The 1,633-nt window shown below is 38.3% G+C and carries 1 protein-coding gene and 1 pseudogene; both read left to right on the top strand.

What is annotated here, in order from left to right; translation table 11 throughout:
* Positions 1 to 64 precede the first annotated feature (64 nt).
* Positions 65 to 1,159 carry an AlwI family type II restriction endonuclease gene (locus tag BUB55_RS13725; protein WP_073192441.1) on the top strand — a complete coding sequence of 365 codons (1,095 nt, stop codon included), beginning with the start codon at positions 65 to 67 and terminating at the stop codon, positions 1,157 to 1,159.
* A 199-nt stretch (positions 1,160 to 1,358) separates the two neighbouring features.
* Positions 1,359 to 1,633 (top strand): annotated as a pseudogene (locus BUB55_RS13720) (hypothetical protein); the annotation flags it as partial.

Here is a 1,633-nt window from a genome sequence, read left to right as displayed (position 1 = left end):
TTGTGTTTGATTTGTGGTTATTTCAAATCTAAAAATTGGAACATCCTATTTTTTTACCCCCTTAGTGGAATTTGCGAAAGAAAATATACGTTACCAAGCCAAATCCATGTTAGAGGATTATCTCGACTTAAATAGACGATATCTTGGACTTACAAATTGTTTTATATTTAACGAAAAAAAAGTTGAATTAGACATAGTTCCCAAGCAGTTGTTTAACTCAGCTATTTCAGAATTATACAAGCAAGCTTATAAAAAATCTGATTTGCGTTTCAAAAGAAGTTCTCTAGAAGAAATATGTCCTGCGTTGATTTTTAATGAAGAAAACATAATTAAGGGAATAAACAGAGATCTTGGTTCAAACGTCAATAATATAAAAGCAGCCTACAACGAAGTTGATAGGCTAAGGTATGAACGTTTTAACAAACTTATTGACAGTAAATTTACTGACGAAAAGCTTTTAGCATTGCTCTACAAATTTGAATTAAGATCAGACGACGAGATTTGTCGCATGGTAACAGAAAATGCTGATGTTCCAACGATTTTCGAATATATTCTTGGAATCATTTGGTATAAAATTAGTGAAAAGAAGGGTAAAATTCTTGATTATTTCAAACTATCTTTAGATGCTAATTTATTGCCCGTGACTCACGCTGGAGGCGGAGAGGCCGACATCGTTTATGAATATGACAGCACATCAAATTATCCTGAACATAATTTACTTTTAGAAGCGACTCTAGCAGACAGTACCAACCAACGGAGAATGGAAATGGAGCCTGTTTCAAGGCATTTGGGAAACCATTTGCTAAGAACAAATAATATTAACACTTATTGTGTATTTGTAACAACCTTTCTACATATTAATGTTATTGGTGATTTTCGAGGAAGAAAAAATCTTATATATTGCGATCCACAAAATCCAGATAAATGGATAACCGGAATGAAAATCATACCTTTATCTACCGAAGATTTAAAAAATATTATTGAATACAATATAACTTATTCATATTTATACCAATATTTTGCAGATGCACATAAATCAAATGAATTTCATCCTCAAAAATGGTACGACAATTGCATAAAAATTAAAAATGCTCAAATAATTAAAGCAAATTCTAGAATGAGTATGGTTGCAGAGAAAAAGCCTCCAAAATATCGCTAGTTTTTGTTTTTATAAAAATACAAAAAAACTTGTTTTGCAAATAAAGACACGCGCGTTAGGGATAGTGACCCCTTGGGGCCGAGACTCGCGTAGCGAGGCTTGGTTTTAACAGCGCTGCGGGCGGTTCGATAGGGCCGCCCGAAGTGCGTTAAAATATAGCCCGACCGCATATATATGTGCGGGAACGCCCCAAAAGGGCATGGTTGTCGCCAACGCTACGGGTTGCTCTTCCATTTACGGCGGTAACCTCCCGACCACTCCGTGGGCAAAGAACAAGGAAGGCCGCGGTCCCGCTTGGGCCAACAGCCTCTTCGAAGACAACGCCGAATTCGGTCTCGGTATGCGCCTCGCTATCACGAAGCATGCCAAGCAGGCTTTGAGCCTCCTCGAAGCCGTGAACGTTCCTGCCGAACTCAAGGAAAAGCTCACGACCCAGGAGCAGAATGACGAAGCCGGCATCAAGGCCCAGCGTGA

It is taken from the genome of Fibrobacter sp. UWP2, assembly GCF_900141705.1.
Lineage (GTDB): Bacteria > Fibrobacterota > Fibrobacteria > Fibrobacterales > Fibrobacteraceae > Fibrobacter.
The sequence above is the reverse complement of the archived record's forward strand: the minus strand, read 5'-3'. Positions and strand labels throughout refer to the sequence as shown.